We start from the raw sequence: 19,673 nt of genomic DNA, 5'->3' as shown, positions 1-19,673 counted from the left end.
ACCAACGCAATCCGGCAAAAGCAGCTTCTGCCGGCGGTCACAGCCCTCAATGAAACGTCCCACTTCGGCGCCTCCTGCAACGCCAGAATCATAGCATATTAGGCCGTTTTCACACAGCCTCCACCAAAACCCGACATTCTAATTCGGGGACACAATACTAATTAGACCGCGCCACCGAACGATGGTAGCATCAGGTCATGGCTCGACTCGCTCGCATCGTGATCCCGGACGTTGCACACCATATCACGCAGCGCGGCAATCGACGGCTCCCGATCTTCTTCTCCGATGCGGATCGCCAAGCGTATCTCGATCTGATCGCCGCCGCCTGTATCGCCAATGCGACGCGCTGCCTCGCCTGGTGCCTGATGGACAATCATATCCACCTGATCCTGATCCCGGCCACGCCCGACGGCTTGCGCGCGACGCTCGGCGAGGCCCACCGGCGCTATACCGGGCGGATCAATCATCGCGAAGGGTGGCGCGGTTATCTCTTTCAGGGGCGCTTCGCCAGCTATCCGATGGACGACGCGCACCTGATGGCGGCGATGCGCTACGTCGAGAATAATCCCGTCGCGGCGGGCCTTGTGCCGCGCGCGTCGGACTGGCGCTGGTCAAGCGCGCGGTCGCACGAAGCGGGGCGGCGTGTGGCCGGCGATGCACTGACCGATGTCGCGGCGCTTGGCGGGCATGTCCGCAATTGGCGCGCGATGCTGGCGCAAGGGCTGGAGGCGTCGGACGCCGCCACTGACGCCGACGCCGCGATCGAGGCCCGGCTGCGCACCGGCCGACCGCTCGGCGGGCCGGACTGGATCGAGCAGCAGGAGGCAGCGTCTGGCCGGGCGCTGGGCGTGCGGAAACGTGGGCCGAAGCAGAGAGTTTAGTATTGTGTCCCCGAAATACCCCGCAGCACTTGCCGATGCTGAGCCTGAGTCAGATCATTGGCACGATTTGAAGGAGCTAGCTGACGACTTGCAATCGCGGGTCGAGTTTTATGCGCAAGTCATGCGCGATCACGGCTTGGAGCTGCCCTTTTTCGATGAAAGCGAATGACGGCCATCCACAGCAGTCGCGTGTTAATTCGGGGACACAATACTAATTAGACCGCCCCACCCCACCCAATAACCAACACCGCAACCTAGGCCCGCCTCCCCAAAAACCGCGAGGCGAGCCAGCGCCTGACCGGTTCATCGAAGAGCTTGAGCGACGCATATGCCACCGCCACGGCAAGGATCAGCACGCCCAGTCCAGCCAATGCCCCCTGCGCGGGCGGGACCTTTCGGTCGACCACCCAGCCAATGTAAATATACATTAGCGGGTAATGCGTGATGTAGAGCGGATAGGACAGGTCGCCGAAGAACCGCGCGACCCGGATCGACGGCCCATCGATCCGCTGCTCGCCGGCGCCGATCGCGACGATCAGCGGGAACAGCAGGGTCACGCAGCCGGCCTCGTACAGCCCATTGACCCAGAGCCGCTCGGTGCCCCCGAAACGGGGCAGGGACAGCGCGGCGATCAGCAACAGGCTGCACAGCCAGAACGCCCCGGGCAGGCGGATGCGCTTGCCCAGCCGCATCAGCAGGATGCCGGCAAAGAACGGGAACATTACCCGCGTCACGCCCATCGTCAGGCCGTCGGCGTCAAGCGACCAGCCGCCGATCAGGTCACCCCGCTTGCCCATGACCAGGAGCAGGATGAGCGCAACGGCGGACAGCGCAACCAGCACGCCAAGGCCGCGATTGGACAGCCGTCGCAGCCCGGCCGCGTACAGCATATTGGCGCAATATTCGTAGAACAGCGACCATGCCGGGCCGTTGAGCGGATAGGTTTCATTCCAGCCGCGAATGTCCGCCGATTTGGGCAGCGGGATCATCGTGCAGCCGATCAGCATGACGAGGATGACCTGCCAGGTGGAACTGCCCGCAACCTTCGGGAAAATGGTCCAGCCCTGAAAGACGAACAGCGCCGCGCCGATCACGCTGCCCAACACCACCATCGGCTGGAGCCGGACCAGTCGCCGCTTGTAAAATTCCCATTGTCCCATGCCGCCCCAGCGATCGTCATAGGCATAGGCAATCACGAAGCCCGACAGCAGGAAGAAGAAATCGACCGCCAGGTAACCGTGATTGATGATCTGCTGCTGCGGATCATTGTCGGCATAGGCTTCGAACAAATGGAAGACGACCACCAGAAGCGACGCGACACCGCGCAAACCGTCGAGAATGACATAGTGAGTCTTCGCTGGTGCCATGGTGTCGGTCGAGGAGGCGGCGGTCGAAGTGGCGGCGGCGCTGATCGGCATGGTCATCCAGTGCTGGCAGTGGCGAGATGTCGTTGTGAACGTTCTCAATGCAGATCGCAACGTGCGTTCGAGTGTCTGCTTTCCACCAGCCGGACGTCACGCCACGAACGACCATAACCATGGCTGGCGGCATGCCGGCCCGATTCACAAAGCTCGTCTGGTGTCGTCATCTCTCGATCCGTCGCGCAGAGTGCGCGTCACGGATGAAAGCCCGTGCGGCCGAAAAATTGAATCGAGCGGACCGGAATGAAACAGATGATCGCCCCCACTCACTGCCGCCCAGTCGCTGCCACTCAGTCATTTCCCGTCACTCCCGCAGCACAGCAGAAAAACTCCCGTGCGGATCCATCAAAACTCCCGCAGCTTTTCCCGCAGACTCCCGCAGAACCCTCAAAAAGCATTTTCCCCAAAAACTCCCGCAGCATCTCCCGCAGCTGCGGGAAAATGACGGCGCTGGCCCATGGCGGTGACGCCGCTGATTCAATGCCGCCGATCCAGCCGCCAAACGGCACAAGGCGGTCCGTCCTGCGTCAGGCGCGATCGTCGGTGCGAGTTGCGATAATTGACGACGGACCCTAAGCCCCCGCCATGAACATGACATCATCGATCGGCGCCGAGCGCCTGCAGCGGCGTATGGCGCGGGGCGCGGCTTTCCTCGGAAGCGAGGTCGCGATCCTGTGCGGCGCCATGTCCTGGGTCAGCGAGCGCCACCTCGTCTCGGCGATGTCCAACGCGGGCGGCTTCGGGCTGATCGCGTGCGGCGCGATGACTCCCGAACTGCTCGATGCCGAGATCGCCGGCACGAAAACACTGACCGACAAGCCGTTCGGCGTGAACCTGATCACCATGCATCCCGGCCTGTTCGACCTGATCGAGGTCTGCAACAAACACGGCGTCAGCCATGTGGTGCTCGCGGGCGGTCTGCCGCCGACCGGCAGCATCGACGCGATCAAGCAGAATGGCGCGAAGTTGATCTGTTTCGCCCCCGCGCTCAGCCTGGCGAAGAAGCTGATCCGCTCCGGCGTCGACGCGCTGGTGGTTGAGGGCATGGAAGCGGGCGGGCATATCGGTCCGGTCTCGACCAGCGTGCTGGCGCAGGAAATCCTCCCCGAGGTCGCCGCGCAGGTCCCGGTGTTCGTCGCCGGCGGGATCGGCCGGGGCGAAGCGATCGCCGCCTATCTCGACATGGGCGCGGCGGGCGTGCAGCTCGGCACGCGCTTCGTCTGCGCGACCGAAAGCATCGCACACGCCAATTTCAAGAAAGCCTTTATCCGTGCGTCGGCGCGCGACGCGGTCGCCAGCGTGCAGATCGATCCGCGCCTGCCGGTGATCCCGGTGCGCGCGCTGAAGAACGCCTCGAGCGAGCTGTTCACCGCCAAGCAGCGCGAAGTCGCGCAATTGCTTGACGAGGGCGCGGTCGCGATGGGCGAGGCGCAGTTGCAGATCGAACATTATTGGGCCGGCGCGCTGCGCCGTGCGGTAATCGACGGCGATGTCGAACATGGCTCGATGATGGCCGGCCAGTCAGTCGGCATGGTGACGAAGGAAGAGCCGGTTGCCGAAATCATCGCGACGCTGATGGCCGAAGCAGGGCACGCGCTGGAGAAGCGGGCGGCCTGAATGGAGACCGTCTGAATGGAAACTGGGCGCGCCGGCCTGCCGATCCTTCCTTTCGCCGATGCGGCGGCATGGGAGGCATGGCTCGGCGCGCAGCCGCGCGACTGCAAGGGCGTGTGGCTCAAATTCGCCAAGGCGAGCGCGGGCGTGCCTTCGGTCAGCAAGGCGGAGGCGATCGACGGCGCGCTGATTCATGGCTGGATCGATGGTCAGCTCAACCCGTTCGACGCCGACTGGTGGCTGATCCGCTTCACCCCGCGCAAGCCGCGGAGCAAATGGTCGGAGAAGAACCGTATCCGCGCGACCGAGCTGATCGCCGCCGGGCGGGTCGCGCCCGCGGGACTGAGGGAGATCGAAGCGGCCCAGGCGGATGGCCGCTGGGCCGCCGCCTATGCGCCGCAAAGCACGATCACTGTCCCCGACGATCTGGCTGTCGCGCTTGATGCCGAACCCGGGGCGCGGGCCTTTTTTGATACGCTGACCGGCGCGAATCGCTACGCCATTCTGTACCGCATCCATGAGGCGAAAAAGCCCGAAACCCGCACCGCCCGCATCGCGAAATTCGTCGGCATGTGCGCACGCGGCGAAACGGTGCATGGCGATCGGTGAAGCCGGGCGCTTCGCGCGCGCCAGCGCCTGAAGTCGACTATTTCATCTTAAGTTTCTGATACACACGGCGAATTATGCGAGCGTCGCCGAGGCGGCGGCGGAAAGCATATGATATATTCCGGTGTGACAGATCACCGCTCAGCCCCGTTGCCCGCCGTGATTCAATCATCGCGCTGAATTGGGCATGCCTTCCTTTGCCGGACGTATCCCGGCGGGCTCTTTCCCATTGTCGAAACAGCATTGCCGTAGCGCCACCAGCGCAATGGCCTCGCGCAGCGTCTCGGCCGCCAGGCATCCGTCCGATCCCCCGATGCCCTAACGCGATCTTAACCGTCTTCGGGCGATATTTGTCCCGCCGGGGGGCAATGGAGAGCCTGTATGTCATGCCTGCCACGCATCCTGCCGCTGTCGCTCGCGCTCATCGCGATGTCGGGCTGTGCGAGCCGGCAGGTCGCGGTGGCGCCGCCACCGCCGCCGGTGATCGTGCCGCCGCCACCGGCCCGCATCGCAATGCCCGCCGGGGCCCATCCCGGCATGCTGATTCCCGCGGTGCAGAGCGATGGCAGCTATCCGACGCCCAATCAGGGTCTCTCGCCCGCCGCGAGCATCTGGCATTTGCGCGCCGGACTGAATTTCGCCGCGCTGGCCTGTCGCGGTCCGGAGGAAGGCGCGATCATTTCCGGCTATAATGCCTTGCTCAGCGGTCAGAAAACGACCCTGGCGCAAGCGGAACGGTCGCTGGCGGCGGAATATCGCGCCAGCGATGGGCCGGCATGGCGCGGTGCCTATGACGATGCGATGACCCGGCTCTATAATTATTACGCCCTGGCGCCGGCCAAGCCCGCGCTCTGTGCGATGGCGCAGCGCCTGCTGGCCGAGGCGACGACGGTATCGCCCGAAAACTTCGCTGTCTTTGCCGCGGCGCGCCTGCCCGAGCTCGATCGCAGCTTCACCGATTTCTACCGCGCCTATGACGCGTGGCGGACGCAGCGCCCGCTTTCCGGTCCGATCATCGCCATCGCCTCCAGCGCCAGCCCGCGTCCGTCGCCACGGATCGAGGTCGATCCGGCGATCTTCCAGCTTCCCTAGGAGCGATCTTTTCGACCCGGCCCGTCAATGGTGAGTCAGTTCCCGATATTCGCGCACGCCTCCGGCAAAATTCCCGTGCCGCCCACGCAGAATTCCCGCAGGATTTCCCGCAGAGTCCCGCAGAAAGCCCAAAAAAACCATTGTCCCGCAGCAAGTCCCGCAGCTGCGGGAACATGCCGGCTGGGTATCGGCTCTTCCGGCGGACCCGATCGACACCCGCCCGATTGCCCCGCTCTTCCGGTTCCGGCGCGCGCACCAGTATGCACGCCAGCATGCACAAGAGGGGGCGAGAAGAGCGTTAGATAGGCCAAACGGGGTTCCTTCCCCGACTCCTCTTCGCTACGACCGGGTCGATGGCCGAGCATGATCCCGACCAGCCGCCCGATCGGCCCGTTGCCGATTTGCCCGTGAGCGGGCGTTTCGACGGCGTTGAACACCGCTTCCCGATCCGCGTCTATTTCGAGGACACCGATCTGTCGGGCGTCGTCTATCACGCCAATTATCTGCGCTTCATGGAACGCGCCCGGTCGGACATGCTGCGGCTCGCGGGGATCGATCAACGCGGCGCGCATGACGCGGGCGACGGGGCCTATGCCATCACCGCGCTCGCCATTCGTTACCGGGCGCCAGCGAAACTCGACGATGCGCTGGTGGTTGTCTCAAGGCTGATTCAGGTGCGCGCAGCCTCGGTGGATATTCAGCAACGAGTCATGTGCGGTGCCGAGATACTGACCACAGCAGAGGTGACGGCGGCGCTGGTGGGGGCATCGGGGCGGCCGCGCCGGCAACCGAAACAATGGATCGAGGCGTTCGAACGTCTGGTCTGGCCCAGAGTTGAGCAGGGGGACGAAGGAAAATAATGAGCGTACTCTTAAATACCGACGCCGCGACCATGTCGCCCGTCGCCCTGTTTCTGCAGGCCGATTTCGTGGTCAAATTCGTCATGCTTGGCTTGCTTGCCGCGAGCGTCTGGACCTGGACCATCATCGTCAGCTTCGCGATGAAGCTCGGGAATACGCGCAAGAAGGTCGAACGCTTCGAACGCGATTTCTGGAAGGCCGAGGATATCGACGCCTTCCACCGCATCGAGGGCGAAAGCGACCTGCCGATCGCCAAGGTGTTCTCGAGCGGCGTGGCCGAGTGGCGGCGCTCGACCGCCAGCGGTTCGGTCGATCGTGGCGGCACGCGCGAACGGCTGGCAACCGCGATGGGCGCCGCGGTGGCGAACGAGATCGATAAATTGTCCGATCGGCTCAATATCCTCGCAACCGTCGGTGCGGTCGCGCCCTTTGTTGGCCTGTTCGGCACGGTATGGGGCATCATGCGCAGCTTCACCGGCATCGCGCAGCAGCAGAGCACCTCGCTCGCGGTGGTCGCGCCGGGCATTGCCGAGGCGCTGTTCGCGACCGCGATCGGCCTGTTCGCGGCAATCCCCGCGGTGATCGCCTACAATCGCTTCAGCCATGGCATCAACCGCATCGAGGCGCGGCTCAACCGCTTCGCCGATGGCTTCCACGCGACCCTGAGCCGGCAGCTCGAGGTCGAGATGCGGAAATAGGCGATGTCGATCAACCTCCCCTCGCAGCGCGGCCGTGGCCGGCGTGCGCCCATGGCGGACATCAACGTCACGCCTCTGGTCGATGTGATGCTGGTGCTGCTGATCATTTTCATGGTCACCGCGCCGCTGCTGACGGCGGGCGTGCCGGTGAATCTGCCCGACAGCCGCGCCAAGCCGCTCGAGCAGGATCAGAAGCCGGTACAGCTCTCGCTCGACGACAAGGGCAAGCTGTTCATCGACGATGATGAGGTGAGCGACGCGCTTCTCCCCGACGTGCTGCAGCAGATCGCGCGCAAGGCGGAGAAGAATCAGCCGCCGCAGGTCTTCCTGCGTGCCGACAAGAGCCTGAACTATGGCCGCATCATGCGCGTGATGGGCGAACTCAACCGGGCGGGGCTCAATCGCGTCGCGCTGGTGACGGTGGGTGACGATTCGAAGTGACCGGACGCACGGCCTGATGGAACGGACCGAAAAGATCGGCCTGGGCGTCGCCGCCCTGGGGCATGTCGTGCTGTTCGGCGCGCTGTCGCTCAGCTGGCTATGGCCCGCCGATCCGCCGCCCAAGGTGAAGGCGATCGATATCTCATTGGTCGACGCAGTCGCGCTGCAGTCCCAGGCGCCGCCGGCGACTGAGCCGCCGGCCCAGTCGCGCGCACCGGAAGAGGGGCCGCCCGAGGAAGCCGCGCCGCCCGAAACGGCGGCGGAGGCCGAACCCGCGCCGACACCGCCGGCCAAGCCGCCCGAGCCTGCACCGGCGCCGAAGCCGGCGCCCAAAGCGCCCCCGCCACCCAAGAAGGAGCCGGTGGCCAAGCCTGACCCGAAGCCGGACAAGGCCAAGACGCCGCCGGCCAGGACCAGCACTGCGGCGGTCAAGCCGCCGAGCCCGGTCAAGGCGACCGGCACCAGACCCAACGCCACGCGGCGCAACCCGGGCGGATTCGCTTTGTCCGCCGAAACGCTCAAGGGGCTGTCCGCGTCGCCGTCCACGTCGAAGACCGTCACGCCGCCGGGCGCGACGATGAATGCCCAGGCAGCGGCCAATATCGGCTCGGCGATCCAGCGGCAGGTTCAGCCCTGCGCCAATCGTCAGGTCAATCCGGGGCCGGGTGCGTCACGAATCGTGGTGACGGTGTTGCTGCACATCAATCGCGACGGATCGCTCGCGCAACGCCCCGACATTCTCGATCCGCCTCGTGGAGTGGATGACGAAAATGAGCGCTATGTCGACGCGGTGAAGCGCAACGCGATCGCCACATTCATGGGATGCGCGCCTTTGCGCGGATTGCCCGACGAGCTGTATGATGTGCCACGCGGCTGGAAGGTGTTTAAGCTGACTTACCGGTTGCCCTAATGAGAGTGCGGATATGAAGCCTTATTTTGCTCTGATGCTCGCGCTGCCCATGGTTGTGGGAAGTGGCGGCGCGCTGGCCCAACAGGCTGCAGCGCCTCAAAACGCGTCACCGCCTGCCGTTCAGGCGGCGGGTCAGAAACCGCCCGCGGACGATGTGCTGACGGTCGATGTCGTCGGCGGCATTTCCGCACCGCTCGGCATCGCCATCCCGGTCATGCCGACATCCGCCGCAGTCGATACACCGGCCGGCCGCACTGACGAACTGGGCCGCCAGCTCGCCGGGATCATCACCAACGACCTGCGCAACAGCGGGTTGTTCAAGCCGATCGCCTCGAACGGGCTGAAGAGCGTCGCATTTTCCGAGGTGACCGCGCCGGCATTCGATTATTGGGGCGGCGCGAGTGCCTCGGCACTGGTGCAGGGCTTCATCCGCGCCAATGACGATGGAACGCTTACTGTCGGCTGCTATCTCTACGATGTCTTCTCGCGCAACGAACTCGTGCGGCAGGGTTTTGTCGTGCCGCCCAGCGACTGGCGCCGCGCGGGGCATAAATGCGCCGACATGGTCTATGCGAAGCTGACCGGCGAAGGCCCCTATTTCGACAGCCGGGTGATCTACGTCTCGGAAACCGGGCCCAAGGGCAAGCGCATCAAGCGCCTGTCGATCATGGACCAGGATGGCGCGAATCACCGTTTCCTGACCAATGGCCAGTCGATCGTGCTGACGCCGCGCTTCGCGCCGAACCAGCAGACCATCGTCTATATGAGCTATCTCAACGATCGCCCGGCGATCTATGTCTATGATATCGGGACGGGCAAGCAGCGCCTGCTGGTCAACAACCCCAGCCTGACTTTCTCGCCGCGCGTGTCGCCCGATGGCCGTCATGTCGTCTTCTCGATGGCGGTCGCCGGCAATACCGACCTCTACAAGGTGGCGACGTCGGGCGGATCGCCGCAGCGGCTGACCGATGCGCCGGGGATCGACACCGGCGCGAGCTTCTCGCCCGACGGCCGGCGCATCGTGTTCGAAAGCGACCGTTCGGGCGCGCAGCAGATCTACGTCATGAACGCGGACGGTTCGAACCAGCAGCGCATCTCGTTCGGCAGCGGGCGTTATGCCACGCCGGTGTGGAGCCCGCGCGGCGACCTGATCGCCTTCACCAAGATCGCCGGCAATTTCCGCATCGGCATCATGAGCCCCTCGGGCAGCGGCGAGAAGCTGCTGACCGATGACTGGCAGGACGAAGGGCCAAGCTGGTCGCCCAATGGCCGCGTGCTGATGTTCTATCGCCAGGGGCGCGGCGGCGCGGGCAAGGCCGATCTCTGGTCGGTCGACCTGACCGGCGTCAACGAACGCCGCGTGCCGACCCCGCTCGATGGGTCCGATCCGGGCTGGGGACCGTTACGGCCGTAAGAACGTTACGCCCCTGAACCTTGTCGGGGCCAATTTTACCAAGACCACTGACCGAAGGAGAAACCAGATGGCCAGACTGACGACCACGATCCTCATTGCGACGGCATTGCTCGCCACCGCTGCCTGCAGCAAGAAGCGCCCGGAGGTGCTGCCGCCGGCGCCCGGCGTCGATCAGGGCCCGCCGCCGGTTCAGGGCGACAATGTGCAGCCCGGATCGCGCGCCGATTTCGAGCGGTCGGTCACCAGCAATACCGTCAATTTCGCGCTCGACCGCTACGACATCGACGCGCGCGCGCGTGAAATTCTCGACAGCCAGGCGGCCTGGCTCGCCAAATGGCCGAACGTTCCGGTCAGCCTTGAGGGCCATGCCGATGAACGCGGCACGCGCGAATATAACCTCGCGCTCGGCGATCGCCGCGCCAATGCCGCGAAGAATTACCTCGCGGGGCGCGGCGTGAATCCGGCGCGCATCTCGACCATCAGCTATGGCAAGGAACGCCCGATCGCGCTGGGATCGGACGAGGCGAGCTGGGCGCAGAATCGCCGCGCGGTGACCATCGTCCTCAACTGACCCCGGGCGGCTCGCCGCTCGATACTCTATCGAAACGCCGTCGGGTCGCAGGATTCGGCGGCGCTTTCGCGTCCGGTTCGATTCCGCTTGCAGTCACCCGATATGCGATATAAATATAATATCATATTAACGGGAGGTTCCAATGTCGGATTCGGGTACGGCCAGCACTGCACTCACGCTGTCGCGTGAACGGCCCGCGGTCACGTCCAGCGGTTATGTGATGCTCATCATCATGCTCGTCATGATCGCGACCGGCGTGTTCAGCACGACGATGATGCAGCACAATCCCGCACTGGGCGGCGCGATCCTGTCCGCGTCGATCATCGCCTTCGTCTTCATCCTGTGCGGCTTCTACATGCAGCAGCCCAACCAGGCGACGGCGATCACCCTGTTCGGCGCGTACAAGGGCACCGACCGCAACACCGGCCTGCGCTGGCTGATGCCCTGGCTGGGGCGCAACAAGGTGTCGCTGCGCGCCAACAACATGATCTCCGAACGGCTGAAGGTGAACGACCAGCGCGGCAACCCGATCGAGATCGCCGCGCAAGTGGTGTGGCGCGTGACCGACACCGCGCAGGCGCTGTTCGACATCGATGATTACAAGGCGTTCGTGATCGTCCAGATCGAGGCCGCGGTGCGGACCATCGGCGCACGCTACCCCTATGACGATTTCGAGCATCAGGAAGTCACGCTGCGCGGCAATCACGACCAGGTCGCGGTTGAGCTGCGCCAGGAGCTGATCGCGCGCCTCGTCGTTGCCGGGATCACGGTCGACGAATGCGGCTTCACCCATCTCGCTTATGCGTCGGAAATCGCGGGTGCGATGTTGCGCCGGCAACAGGCGCAGGCGGTGGTCGCGGCGCGCAAGACGTTGGTGGAGGGCGCGGTCGGCATGGTCGAGATGGCGCTGGAGATGCTCAGCGAGAAGAATGTCGTTCACCTCGACGACGAACGCCGCGCAGCGATGGTCTCGAACCTGATGGTCGTGCTGTGCGGTGAGCGCGATACGCAGCCGGTGGTGAACACGGGCAGCCTGTATCAATAGGCGCGTGGCATGACCGGCCTCCCCAAAAAGGCGTTCCCGCTCCGCCTCGACCCCGCGCTCCACGCGGCGATCGAGCGGGCGGCGGCGAGCGACTTGCGCAGCGTCAATGCGGAGGTCGAATGCCTGCTGCGCGAAGCGCTGGCCAGACGGGGAGTGAAACTGGAAGCACCGGTGCCGGCCAGGCGCGGGCGCCCACCCAAATCGAGCGAAGGAGAAGCGTGATGAATGTCGAATCGGTCAAGCGCGCCTACCGGGTCCGCGAAGGATATTGGTTCGCGCCCAAATTGTTCGGCGTCGGCGCTACGCCCGTCACCTGGCAAGGCTGGGTCGTGATGCTCAGCTATGTCGCCGCGATGATCATGACGGTCCGGTTCCTCCCTGGCCTGGCGCCGCGCATTCTCGTTGGAATCGCTCTGACCGCGGCAATGATCGTGATCTCTTCGCGGAAGACCGATGGTGGCTGGCACTGGCGCTGGGGTGGGCGATGACCGGTATGACAAGCGCACTGATCGCGGCAACGGCTGCTCTGGCGGCCGCATCGGTTCCATCGACGACCGAGCTGACCGTGCCCGGTCCGCAAGGTGCGATCGCGGGAACGCTGGTCGATCCCGGCGGCAAGGGGCCGGCGATCGTGATCATTCCGGGCTCCGGCCCGACCGATCGCGACGGCGACAATCCGCTTGGCGTGAAGGCTGCGTCCTATCGTCTGCTGGCCGCTGCGCTTGCTGCGCGTGGGATCGCGACGCTGCGCGCCGACAAGCGCGGACTGTTCGGCAGCAAGGCGGCGATGGCCGATCCATCGGCCGTGACGATCGCCGATTATGCCGCCGATGCGCATGCCTGGGCCGGGCTTGTCGCGGCGCGGTCCGGTCGGCCTTGTGTCTGGCTGCTCGGCCATAGCGAAGGCGGCCTGATCGCGCTTGCCGCGGCGCAGGATCCGACCGGGTTGTGCGGTATCATCCTGGTGTCGGCGCCCGGCCGGCCGCTTGGCATGGTGCTGCGCGAACAGTTCAAGGCCAACCCCGCCAACGCCCCGATCCTCACCGCGGCACTGGGCATGATCGATTCGCTTGAGGCCGGCAGGCCGGTTGATCCTGCGACACTGCCACCGCCACTCGGCCAGCTGTTCCCGACGGCGGTCCAGCCCTTCATGATCGATCTGTTCGCTCATGATCCGGCAAAGCTCGCGGCATCGGTGCGGCTGCCGATTCTGATCGTGCAGGGTGAGCGTGACATCCAGATCGGGGTTTACGACGCGCAGGCGCTCGCCGCCGCCGCGCCTGCCGCCAGGCTGGTCCTGCTGCCCGGCGTCAACCATGTGCTGAAGTCGGTCGCAACCGACGATCGTGCCGCCAATCTGGCGACTTATGGCGATCCCGCGCTGCCGATCGCGCCCGCGGTGATCGACGCGGTTGCCGCCTTTGTGGCAGAGAAGCGCTAGCCCAGCGCTTCGTCGAGCAGCCGGGCGAGGCGCAGGCCGCCGCGTTCGACCTCGAGCCGGGCGGCGGGCACCAGCTTCTGGATCGTCGCCTGATCGAGCCGCGCGCGCGCAGGCACCGGGCCGCAGGCATCGCCGCCCATCGCGGTCGCGTAGGTCGCATCGTGCGCGACCTGCCAGCTCTCGCGGCTCCAGTCCTCGGTCGTGCCAGCCTGGATCGCGGCCTTCTCCTCGGGCAAATAGCGCCGCACCAGCGAGGGTGGGGTCGAGATGGCGCGCTCGGCGAGATAGCCGTCCCAGATCGAATGGAGATTGAGCCGCTCAGGCGCATAGGCGCCATAGGCTGCGCTCACCCGGTTGCCGCCGAGATCGTCGCGGTCACCGGCATGGAGCGGCTGGTGCAGGTCACCCATGAAATGGATCAGGAAGGCAAGCGCCTGCACACGCTCCCGCATCGGCAGGGTCTTGTCCTTGAGCAGCTTCATGTCGCGATCGATTTGCGCCGATACGCAATTGCCGTCGCGGCAGGCGGATTTCAGATCGAACGGCTTGCACACATTGACGTTCTGATAATGCCAGTTGGCGGTGTAGCTGAAGCGCGGCCCCAGCGACTTGATACAGTCGGCCCAGACGCTGGCTTGCGCGATCGTCCTGGCCGGGCAGGTCGGCGTCTCGAGCAGCGGCGCGTGGCGCAGGATGCGGTCGATCGCCGTGCGCGTCTCCGGCCTGGCATTGCGATAGGCGATCGCGGCAACCGTTTGATGGCCATATTCCCAATAAGCGGAAACCGGCGCGGCAATGGTGGCGGCGAACACAGCGAGCAGGGCGGGGATGATGCGACTCATGCGCTTTGCTCTACTCCTCTCCTTTGCCCGGACAAGAGTGGGGAGGATCACTCGTCGGCGTAGATCGCGATCGATCGTGCGCCATCGGATGTCGCGCGCGCGCGGTTCATGCCCGCGGTGTTGAAACTCCACGCCAGGTCGCCGCCCGGCGCGGCAACGATCACGCCCCCCGTGCCGCCCAGGGCACGGACATCAGCGAGCACGGCATCGGCCGCGCCTTGCACGCCCGCGCCGCTCAGGCGGACCCGGGCGCAGATTTCGTGCGCGACGCCCGCTCGGATGAAGAACTCGCCGGCGCCGGTGGCCGATACCGCACAAGCGCGGTCATCGGCATAGGTGCCGGCGCCGATCAGCGGCGAATCGCCGACTCGCCCCCAGCGTTTGCCGGTCACCCCGCCGGTCGAGGTTGCCGCCGCGACATGGCCATTCCTGTCGCGAGCGACCGCACCGACCGTGCCGTACTTCATGTCGACGTCGAACGCGTCGCCGCCGCGCGACTTGAGCTCATCGAGCTGCCGCCGGCGTTCGGGCAAGGCGAACCAGTCCTGGCCAGCCTGTTCGAGGCCTGCATCGATCGAGAAGCTGTCCGCGCCGGCACCCGACAGCAGCACATGGCGGCCATCGGCCATCACGGCCTGTGCCAGATCGACCGGGTGGCGCGTCGCGGTGATACCGGCCACCGCGCCCGCGCGCCGGTCGCGGCCATCCATGATCGCCGCGTCGAGCTCCGCCACGCCGTCGAAGCTCAGCGCCGCGCCGCGTCCGGCGTTGAAATGCGGGTCATCCTCCAGCACGCGCACCGCGGCCGCCACCGCGTCGAGCGCCGATCCCCCGCCGCTCAGCACCGTCGACCCGGCGTCGAGCGCCTGGGCAAGGCCGGCGCGAATGCCGGCATCCTGATCGGGGGTCAGGCGGTCGCGGGTCATCATGCCCGCCCCGCCATGGATCATCAGCGTCCAGTTCTGGTCGGAAACGGGATCGGGCATGAATGGAACTCCAGTCGAAGGGTCAGACGATCGCGGGTCTGGTATCAGATGAAACGGGCCGCGCCACCCTTGCCCGTAGCCCGATCAATGGCCGCAGCCATCCGACTTCGCGCCCGATCAGATAGAAGGCCCAGCATCCGGCGACCGTGGTCGCGACCAGGATGGCGAACTCGGCACTCGCCGGCAGGCCGTAAGGCAGCAGCAGGAATTCGACCCCGACGATCACCGTCTGGTGGATGATATAGAAGGGGAACACGGCCTCGGTGAGCATCGCGCGCCACGGGTGGTCGCGGTTCCAGTGCGTGTCGGCAAAGCCGATCAGCGCGACGATCGTGCTCCAGCCCTGCACCGCGCGCGCCCAGGAAAAGGCCTGGCCATAGGGCCAGGGCATAGCGCTGCCCGGCCAGTGCCATTCGATCGTCGCGACGACGGCATAGCTGGTCACCGCCACCACCGCCGCGGGCCGCCACCAGCGCCCGATCGCGGCAAAGGCGGGCCGCGATCCGGCCAGCGCGAAGCCAAAAAGGAAGCCGGGGACATATTGCGCATGGGCGACCCAGTCGTCGAACAGGGCATGGGTCTCTCGTGCGCCGGGGAACAGCCAGGCCGCGACGAGCACCAGCCATGCCACCGGGATCAGCCAGACGGTGACGCCGCCGAACGCGCGGTCGAAGATCGCCTGCAGCGGCAGCCGGCGAAACAGCGCGGTGCCGATCGCCAGCGCCATGGTATAGACCCATAGATAGACCACGAACCACAGATGCTGCCAGGTCGGCAGGATGATGCCGGCAAAGGTGCCGAAGCGGAAATAGTCGTGGAGCCAGAAGCTCCAGAAGCTGCCGGTATAGCCGAACTTGGTCGTCACCTCGACCCAGGGCTGCAGCGGGATGACGAAGATCACGCCGAACAGCAGCGGGATCAGCAGCCTTTTGCTGCGCGATCCGGCAAAGGCGCCGGCGCCGCCGCTCTTCGTCAGCCCGTTCTTCATCAACAATGCGCGGCTGGCATAGCCCGATACCACGAACAGCAGCAGCAAGCGCCAGCTGTTGGTCGCGAGCATCGGGATCGCCACCCACTCCAGCGGGTGCGCGGTCTTCACATGGAAGTCCCATGGCACGAAGACCATGCCGATATGGTAGAAGATCAACAGCCCGAAAGCGCCGATCCGAAGCCAGTCAAGTCCGAAATGCCGTTCCATCGCGATCCCTTTAGCAAGTAAGAGGCGGCTGGCTAGCGAGCAGCGCGCTCGCCCGGTATCGACGAGGGGCCGGTGGCGGCGGGCGGGGGACGAGCGTGACGGGCAGCGGGACCAGCGGCGGGGATGGCGGGACGAGCGGCACGCAGCGGCGGCTCGCCTTGCTGCTTGGCGCTGGGTTCGCGGTGATCCTGGCTGCGATCACGGTCGCGAATGCCGAATCGATGATGAGCGACTTCGCCTCCGCCGGCGTCGCGGTTACCCGGACCCATGTCTGGGTGTGGGAAGTCTCGAGCATCATTGCCTGGCTCAGCCTGGCACCGCCGATCTGGTACCTGATCGCGAAGGTCCGTCCGCCGCGCTTCGCCTGGGTTCAGGTCGCGCTGATCCTGGTCGTGGCGACGGTGCCCGTGTCGGCCTGGCACATCGGTGTGATGATCGTGCTGCGCAAGATCTTCTATGCGTTCGAAGGACAGGCCTATCACTTCTTCGGGCCGCTCAAGAACCCGCTGCTCTACGAGTATCGCAAGGATGTCGGCACCTATCTGCAATGGGCCGGCATGGCGGCGATCGCGCAATGGCTGCTCGCCAATGCCGGCACCGCGCCGCCGTCGCGACAGGAGCCGGGCGCGACCTTCCTCGCGGTGGCGGACGGCGCGGTCACGCATCAGGTGCCGGCGGTCGAAATCGATCAGGTCGTCGCGGCGGGAAACTATGTCGAGATCGGCTGGGGCACGCGTACGCTGCTCCACCGTGCGACGCTGGCCACGGTCGAGGCGGAGCTGGGCGACGGCTTCGTGCGCATCCATCGCAGCCGCATCGTGCGCCGTGCCGCGATCCGCCGGGTCGAGACCGACCGCAGCGGCGACTTCACGATCGACCTGGCGAATGGCGTCACAGTGCGGGGGAGCCGACGCTTTCGGGCCGCGCTGCAGGCCTGAGGCGGGGCCGGGCGCGCAGGCCGATCAGCGGCCGCAGCCAGTTGATCTCGCGCCCGATCAGGTAAAAGGCGAGGCACGCCGTCGCGGTCGCGGCGAACAACAGGGTGAACTCGCTCCAGGGCCCAAGGCCGAGCGGCAGCGTGAACCATGCCGTCACCACGATCACCGGGTGATGAATGATGTAGAAGGGGAAGACCGCCTCCCCCAGCGTCGCGCGCCAGCGGTGATCGCGGTTCCACCAGGTGTCGGCGACGTGCAGCAGCATGATGATCATGCTCCACGCCATGACGATCCGCGCCGACCGGTCGAGCGCCATTTGCAGATGCGGCGGGATATGGTCCCCCTGGTAAGTCAGTTCGAAGGTGATGACGAGCGCCCCGCTGAGTAGTGCGCAGAGCCCCGCCATCCGCCAATGCCGGGCGATCGACGGCCAGAGCAGCCGCGATCCGCCAAGCGCGAAACCGAACAGGAAGACCGGCACATACAGCGCATGGCCTGCCCAGTCTGTGAACAGGCCCTGCTGTTCGGGCACGACGAACAGCAGCGCCAGCTTCGCCGCGACGAGCAGGCCAAGTGGCGCCCACAGGATCCGACCGCCGCGCGCCAGCCAGTCGACGCCGCGCTGCAGTCGCGCCGCCCCGCCCGGCCAGGCGAGGAGTGCCGCGAGCACCATGGTATAGGCCCAGAGATATTCGACGAACCACAGATGCTCGACGCTCGGGAAGCTGCGGCCGTAAAAGGTGCCGATGCGCCAATAGTCATTGGCCCAGAAGTGCAGCAGGCCGGACGGATAGCCCTTTTCCAGCACCCGCACCCACATTTCGGGCGGTACGATGACAATCATCGCAAACGCCCAGGGGATCAGCAGTCGCGCGCTGCGCGAGCGTACAAAGCCCTGAATCGAAGGCGATTTCTCGAACAATTTGCGCGAGGCATAGCCCGACACCGCGAACAGCAAAGGCAGGCGCCACGGGGTCAGCGCGGCCATCGGCGCGACCAGTTCGGGATAGCTATGGGCCGACTTCACCACCCAGTCCCACGGCGCGAAGACCATGCCGATATGATACAGGATCAGCAGGCCGAACGCGGCGATGCGCAGCCAATCAAGACCGTAATGGCGACTGTTTTGTGTCAAATGGTCCAGCTTCGTAAGAGTCCGTCATTCTGCTATAGCGGCGCTCCAATCACCAAAAGGTTAGGATGGACGATGCGGATCGGCGGCTGGATCGGATTGGGGGCCTTGCTCACCGCGGCGGCGGCGACGCCGGCGGTGCCGCAGATCGGCCAGGCGCTGAAGATCGCGCGCAACAATCAGCCGCCGCCCTTTGCCTTCGACCCGCGCAAGGCGCCGCCCGCGCCCGATTATGCGCAGGGCCGCAACTGGGCCGCGCTGCCGACGACGCGCGACGACGCGGATGTCACGCCGCGCGGCGTGACCGGAATCGACCAGCGTGAAGCCTCCGCCGATGTCTTCTTCATCTACCCGACCGTGCTGATGAGCCGCACGCAGTGGAACGCCGATGTTCGTGACGCCGCGCTCAATCGCAAGATCGAGGAGACGACGATCCGGGCGCAGGCGAGCGTGTTCAACGGCTGCTGTGCGATCTATGCGCCGCGCTATCGCCAGATGACGCTGGGCGGGTACATCAAATGGTCGGCCAACAGCGAAGCGGCGACCGAGCTCGCTTATGGCGATGTCGCGCGCGCCTTTCGCTACTTCCTCGCCAATCACAACAAGGGCCGGCCGTTCATCATCGCCGGGCACAGCCAGGGATCGCGGCTCGGCCGGTTGCTGATCGAACGCGAGATCGACGGCAAGCCGGTCGCGCGGCGGATGATCGCGGCTTATTTGATCGGCACCTGGATCGAGCAGGACTGGTTCCGCCGGCTGCACGATGTGCGCGCCTGTACCCAGGCCTATGACACCGGCTGCGTCGTCACCTGGTCGACCTATGCGCAAGGGCGCAACGCGTCGCTGCAGCGGGTCAATATCGGGCGGCAGTCGAAGTACACGCCCGAGACGAAGATCAGGCCTTATGCCGGGATCAATCCATATAGCTGGAGCACCGGCGATGCGATGGCGCCCATGGCGATGAACAAGGGCAGCTGGCTCTACGGCACGGGCGCCGGCCCGGCCGCTCCGGTCCCCGGGCTGGTCTCGGGCCGGATGCGCGACGGCGCACTGTACATCTCGCCGCCGGGCAAACCCTATACCGACCTGATGATCCCGTTCGGCAACTTCCATAATGTCGATTACAATGTCGCCTATATGAACCTGCGCGAAAATGCCTGGGTGCGGCTCGGCGCGTTCTGGAAACAATAGGGTCCAGGCGCGATCAGTCTCCTGGTTGGGATCGCCGTTCTGCTGGAACGGTCGCGTGAATGATGTGCCGGTCATGTGAAAGAGCGGGACGGTTGAGGCGCCGTCCGAGGATGGTGCTAACGCTTCGGCCGGCGCGATTGAATCGGCGCGATCATGACCGCGCGCCGCGGCTGTTTCGGGCCTGCCGCGACCGGTCGAAATTCCCGCAGCTGCGGGAGATGCTGCGGGAAAATGCTTTTTTGAGCGTTCTGCGGGAATCTGCGGGAAAAGCTGCGGGAGTTTTGATGGATCCGCACGGGAGTTTTTCGGGGTCCTTGCGGGAATAACGGGAAATATCCGGGCGGAGAGGAGGGGGGCGGAGAGAGGCGGGTTCCTTTCGAGTCACAATCGAT

22 protein-coding genes are annotated in these 19,673 nt (G+C 65.5%); 17 read left to right on the top strand and 5 right to left on the bottom strand.

The window, feature by feature from the left end:
• The first annotated feature begins 197 nt into the window (after positions 1 to 197).
• Positions 198 to 881, top strand: coding sequence for a transposase (locus tag OO12_RS17040; protein ID WP_034159919.1), 684 nt, complete (start codon positions 198 to 200; stop codon positions 879 to 881).
• A 254-nt stretch (positions 882 to 1,135) separates the two neighbouring features.
• Here OO12_RS17040 and OO12_RS17035 read toward each other — a convergent pair whose 3' ends face one another.
• Positions 1,136 to 2,248, bottom strand: a complete 1,113-nt coding sequence (locus OO12_RS17035) for an acyltransferase family protein (protein WP_034159930.1) — start codon at positions 2,246 to 2,248, stop codon at positions 1,136 to 1,138.
• On the opposite strand from OO12_RS17035, the gene OO12_RS28935 reads away from it, so the two are divergent.
• The 14 genes from OO12_RS28935 (at position 2,247) to OO12_RS16970 (ending at position 12,994) form a co-directional block, all read left to right on the top strand.
• Positions 2,247 to 2,549: a hypothetical protein gene (locus OO12_RS28935; RefSeq protein ID WP_200887501.1), complete on the top strand. Its 303-nt coding sequence runs from the start codon at positions 2,247 to 2,249 to the stop codon at positions 2,547 to 2,549. The genes OO12_RS17035 and OO12_RS28935 overlap by 2 nt on opposite strands.
• 338 nt (positions 2,550 to 2,887) lie before the next feature.
• Positions 2,888 to 3,919, top strand: a complete 1,032-nt coding sequence (locus tag OO12_RS17030) for an NAD(P)H-dependent flavin oxidoreductase (RefSeq protein ID WP_200887500.1) — start codon at positions 2,888 to 2,890, stop codon at positions 3,917 to 3,919.
• A 15-nt stretch (positions 3,920 to 3,934) separates the two neighbouring features.
• Entirely contained in the window at positions 3,935 to 4,525 is a 591-nt protein-coding gene (locus OO12_RS29170) for a YdeI/OmpD-associated family protein (protein ID WP_034159918.1), read from the top strand.
• A gap of 378 nt (positions 4,526 to 4,903) precedes the next feature.
• Complete coding sequence (locus tag OO12_RS17020) at positions 4,904 to 5,614, top strand: hypothetical protein (protein ID WP_052215981.1); 711 nt, start codon at positions 4,904 to 4,906, stop codon at positions 5,612 to 5,614.
• Between the two features lie 353 nt (positions 5,615 to 5,967).
• Positions 5,968 to 6,474: a YbgC/FadM family acyl-CoA thioesterase gene (locus OO12_RS17015; protein ID WP_052215980.1), complete on the top strand. Its 507-nt coding sequence runs from the start codon at positions 5,968 to 5,970 to the stop codon at positions 6,472 to 6,474.
• Positions 6,474 to 7,172 (top strand): protein TolQ, encoded by a 699-nt coding sequence (gene tolQ, locus OO12_RS17010; RefSeq protein ID WP_034159917.1) that lies wholly within the window; start codon positions 6,474 to 6,476, stop codon positions 7,170 to 7,172. Before OO12_RS17015 ends, tolQ begins: the two co-directional genes overlap by 1 nt.
• 3 nt (positions 7,173 to 7,175) lie before the next feature.
• Positions 7,176 to 7,613 (top strand): protein TolR, encoded by a 438-nt coding sequence (gene tolR, locus OO12_RS17005; RefSeq protein ID WP_034159916.1) that lies wholly within the window; start codon positions 7,176 to 7,178, stop codon positions 7,611 to 7,613.
• Positions 7,597 to 8,523 carry a cell envelope biogenesis protein TolA gene (locus tag OO12_RS17000; RefSeq protein ID WP_327196035.1) on the top strand — a complete coding sequence of 309 codons (927 nt, stop codon included), beginning with the start codon at positions 7,597 to 7,599 and terminating at the stop codon, positions 8,521 to 8,523. The genes tolR and OO12_RS17000 overlap by 17 nt, the downstream gene beginning before the upstream one ends.
• A gap of 34 nt (positions 8,524 to 8,557) precedes the next feature.
• Positions 8,558 to 9,937 carry a Tol-Pal system beta propeller repeat protein TolB gene (gene tolB, locus OO12_RS16995; protein ID WP_235364841.1) on the top strand — a complete coding sequence of 460 codons (1,380 nt, stop codon included), beginning with the start codon at positions 8,558 to 8,560 and terminating at the stop codon, positions 9,935 to 9,937.
• Positions 9,938 to 10,004: 67 nt separating this feature from the next.
• A complete protein-coding gene (gene pal, locus OO12_RS16990) occupies positions 10,005 to 10,508 on the top strand; it encodes a peptidoglycan-associated lipoprotein Pal (protein ID WP_034159913.1) in 504 nt (167 codons plus the stop codon).
• A gap of 274 nt (positions 10,509 to 10,782) precedes the next feature.
• On the top strand, positions 10,783 to 11,553 hold the full coding sequence (locus OO12_RS16985; RefSeq protein WP_443024574.1) for an SPFH domain-containing protein: 771 nt from the start codon (positions 10,783 to 10,785) through the stop codon (positions 11,551 to 11,553).
• A gap of 9 nt (positions 11,554 to 11,562) precedes the next feature.
• Positions 11,563 to 11,775, top strand: a complete 213-nt coding sequence (locus tag OO12_RS16980) for a toxin-antitoxin system HicB family antitoxin (RefSeq protein ID WP_034159911.1) — start codon at positions 11,563 to 11,565, stop codon at positions 11,773 to 11,775.
• Positions 11,775 to 12,041 carry a hypothetical protein gene (locus OO12_RS16975; RefSeq protein WP_034159910.1) on the top strand — a complete coding sequence of 89 codons (267 nt, stop codon included), beginning with the start codon at positions 11,775 to 11,777 and terminating at the stop codon, positions 12,039 to 12,041. Before OO12_RS16980 ends, OO12_RS16975 begins: the two co-directional genes overlap by 1 nt.
• On the top strand, positions 12,038 to 12,994 hold the full coding sequence (locus tag OO12_RS16970; protein WP_034159909.1) for an alpha/beta hydrolase: 957 nt from the start codon (positions 12,038 to 12,040) through the stop codon (positions 12,992 to 12,994). The genes OO12_RS16975 and OO12_RS16970 overlap by 4 nt, the downstream gene beginning before the upstream one ends.
• On the opposite strand, the gene OO12_RS16965 is transcribed toward OO12_RS16970, so the two are convergent.
• From OO12_RS16965 to OO12_RS16955, 3 genes are read right to left on the bottom strand one after another with little or no spacing between them, the layout of a single operon-like run.
• Positions 12,991 to 13,836 carry a S1/P1 nuclease gene (locus OO12_RS16965; protein ID WP_034159908.1) on the bottom strand — a complete coding sequence of 282 codons (846 nt, stop codon included), beginning with the start codon at positions 13,834 to 13,836 and terminating at the stop codon, positions 12,991 to 12,993. The two genes, OO12_RS16970 and OO12_RS16965, sit on opposite strands and share 4 nt — an antisense overlap.
• A 47-nt stretch (positions 13,837 to 13,883) precedes the next feature.
• Positions 13,884 to 14,822 carry an isoaspartyl peptidase/L-asparaginase family protein gene (locus OO12_RS16960; RefSeq protein WP_034159907.1) on the bottom strand — a complete coding sequence of 313 codons (939 nt, stop codon included), beginning with the start codon at positions 14,820 to 14,822 and terminating at the stop codon, positions 13,884 to 13,886.
• A 22-nt stretch (positions 14,823 to 14,844) separates the two neighbouring features.
• A complete protein-coding gene (locus OO12_RS16955; RefSeq protein ID WP_034159906.1) occupies positions 14,845 to 16,020 on the bottom strand; it encodes an acyltransferase family protein in 1,176 nt (391 codons plus the stop codon).
• Positions 16,021 to 16,115: 95 nt separating this feature from the next.
• Between OO12_RS16955 and OO12_RS16950 the strand changes: the two genes are divergently transcribed.
• The gene (locus OO12_RS16950; protein ID WP_034159905.1) at positions 16,116 to 16,958 is read left to right on the top strand and encodes a LytTR family DNA-binding domain-containing protein; all 843 of its coding nucleotides are present in this window, start codon (positions 16,116 to 16,118) and stop codon (positions 16,956 to 16,958) included.
• Here OO12_RS16950 and OO12_RS16945 read toward each other — a convergent pair.
• Positions 16,912 to 18,093, bottom strand: a complete 1,182-nt coding sequence (locus OO12_RS16945) for an acyltransferase family protein (protein ID WP_052215979.1) — start codon at positions 18,091 to 18,093, stop codon at positions 16,912 to 16,914. The genes OO12_RS16950 and OO12_RS16945 overlap by 47 nt on opposite strands.
• Before the next feature lie 72 nt (positions 18,094 to 18,165).
• Between OO12_RS16945 and OO12_RS27015 the strand changes: the two genes are divergently transcribed.
• The gene (locus OO12_RS27015; RefSeq protein ID WP_052215978.1) at positions 18,166 to 19,281 is read left to right on the top strand and encodes a DUF3089 domain-containing protein; all 1,116 of its coding nucleotides are present in this window, start codon (positions 18,166 to 18,168) and stop codon (positions 19,279 to 19,281) included.
• Positions 19,282 to 19,673: the final 392 nt, after the last annotated feature.

The sequence above is a fragment of the Sphingomonas sp. ERG5 genome, assembly GCF_000803065.1.
GTDB lineage: Bacteria > Pseudomonadota > Alphaproteobacteria > Sphingomonadales > Sphingomonadaceae > Sphingomonas.
The sequence above is the reverse complement of the archived record's forward strand: the minus strand, read 5'-3'. Positions and strand labels throughout refer to the sequence as shown.